Source organism: Roseivivax sp. GX 12232 (assembly GCF_021272185.1).
GTDB lineage: Bacteria > Pseudomonadota > Alphaproteobacteria > Rhodobacterales > Rhodobacteraceae > Roseivivax.
In genome coordinates this window covers 1-1718 of the sequence record NZ_JAJSEC010000027.1, presented here as the reverse complement: position 1 = coordinate 1718, position 1718 = coordinate 1, and the positions used below count along the sequence as shown (strand labels likewise).

The following is a 1718-nucleotide window of genomic DNA, read 5'->3' as shown; positions in this document are numbered from 1 at the left end:
TCTCAGAAGTCATAGTCCAGCGCGATCGGGGCGCCCCGGGGCAGCACCGGGTAGACGCGCCCCGCCTCGGGCGAGATCCTGAGATGCGCGCGGCGCGCGGCGGTGACCTCGAGCGACGCGATTTCACCCAGCTCTCCGGCCCGGAGCCGCGCGCGGGCGCTCTTGTCGCCGGTGCCGAAATCCAGGCGCTGATCGGGCAGGGCGATCTCGGACCCGCCTTTGGTGCAGCGGCCCGCCGGCAGATCCAGCCCGCCACCGGCCCGCGGTGCGCCACCCTGCCAAAGCAGCGTGACACCGCTGAGATCGGCGGCCCGCTCGCAGCTCCAGGCGCCGGGGACGAGTGCTGCGAGCCCGGGCCCGGCGCGGCCCGAGAGCCCCTCGACGCCCAGCCGCCGCCAGTGGAGGCGCAGCCTGCCCGCGATCTCCGTGCGCCCACCCTCGAGCCGGATCTCTCCCAGAAAGCCGGGCCAGGGGCCCAAACCGGGGCGGGTGCGCCAGCTCAGCTGATGCCCGCTCGACAGCACCGCGCGCCCTTCGCGCAGCGAGCCGTAGAGCGCCTCGACCTGTGGTGGAAGATCGCGCGAGGATGTAAGGATCGTCACCGGAGCGAGATAAAGGAGCGCGCCGCCCAATGTGCCTAGACCCAGACCGGCCGCGAGCAGCCCGAGCCCCGCACGACCCAAGCCGCCCAGCCCCCGGCGGAGCCACCCGGCGCAGTCTTCTGAAGGGGGTCGCGGCGACATCCGTCTCTCTCCTCGCGGGTTGCGGCGTGACCGAGCGCCTGGCCGGGGCCGGCGACTCGGAGGGCGCCGGACCGGGTCGGGCGGCGCTGCTTCTGCCTCTCTCGGGGGCGTCGGAGGGACTAGGCCAGATGCTGCGGAGCGCTGCAAGCCTCGGCGGCGGCCCGGGCATCGGCATCGACATCTTCGACAGCGGCTCGATCCCCGAGGACGCCGCCGCCGCGGCGCGCAATGCCGTGGACGCGGGCGCCAACATGCTGATCGGCCCGGTCTTCGGCGCCCAGGCGCGGGCGGTGGTTGGTGCCGTGCCGGGACGGGTGCCGGTGGTGAGCCTCTCGAACGACGGCTCGCTCGCGCAGGAGGATGTCTTCGTCTTCGGGATCACCCCGGCGCATTCGGTGCAGGCGGTCTTCAGCCTCGCCGCGCAGCGCAACCTGCGCGACCTGGCGATCATCGTGCCGCCCGGGGCCTATGGCGCGCAATCGGTGGCCGCCGCCCAGGAAATCGCGCCACGCCTCGGGCTGAACCTGCGCGCCCCCATCGTCACCGAGGCGCCGGCGGGCATCGGCGCCGCCCTGGCCGATGGCGGCGGCAGGCCCGACGCGGTCTATCTTCCAGCGGCCGATGCGACGCTTGCGCCTTTCGCCCGGGCGCTGGCGGGCCAGGACATCCAGCTTATCGGCTCGACGCAGTGGTCGGCGCTCGATCTCGAAAGCGATCCGGCCTTCGATGGCGCCTGGTTTGCGGCCCCGGACCCGCTGCGCTTTGCGCCTTTCCGCGACGCCTTCGCCGAGGCCACGGGCCAGAGCGCGGGGATCATCGCGGGGCTGGCCTATGACGGCACCGAGCTTGCGCGGGTGCTGGGCCAGCGCGGCGCGCAATCGCGGCGCGGCCTTCTGGACGAGGACGGCTTCTCGGGCGTGCTCGGCCCCTACCGGTTCCTGTCCTCGGGGCTTTGCCAGCGGGGCTTGGCGGTCT

General features: G+C 73.7%; 2 protein-coding genes. One reads left to right on the top strand and one right to left on the bottom strand.

Annotated elements, in window-relative coordinates:
- Positions 1 to 2 precede the first annotated feature (2 nt).
- Positions 3 to 632, bottom strand: a complete 630-nt coding sequence (locus LR948_RS18720) for a hypothetical protein (RefSeq protein ID WP_232755676.1) — start codon at positions 630 to 632, stop codon at positions 3 to 5.
- A 239-nt stretch (positions 633 to 871) separates the two neighbouring features.
- Here LR948_RS18720 and LR948_RS18715 point away from each other — a divergent pair.
- On the top strand, positions 872 to 1718 hold an 847-nt coding region (locus LR948_RS18715), incomplete at its 3' end, for a penicillin-binding protein activator (protein ID WP_232755674.1).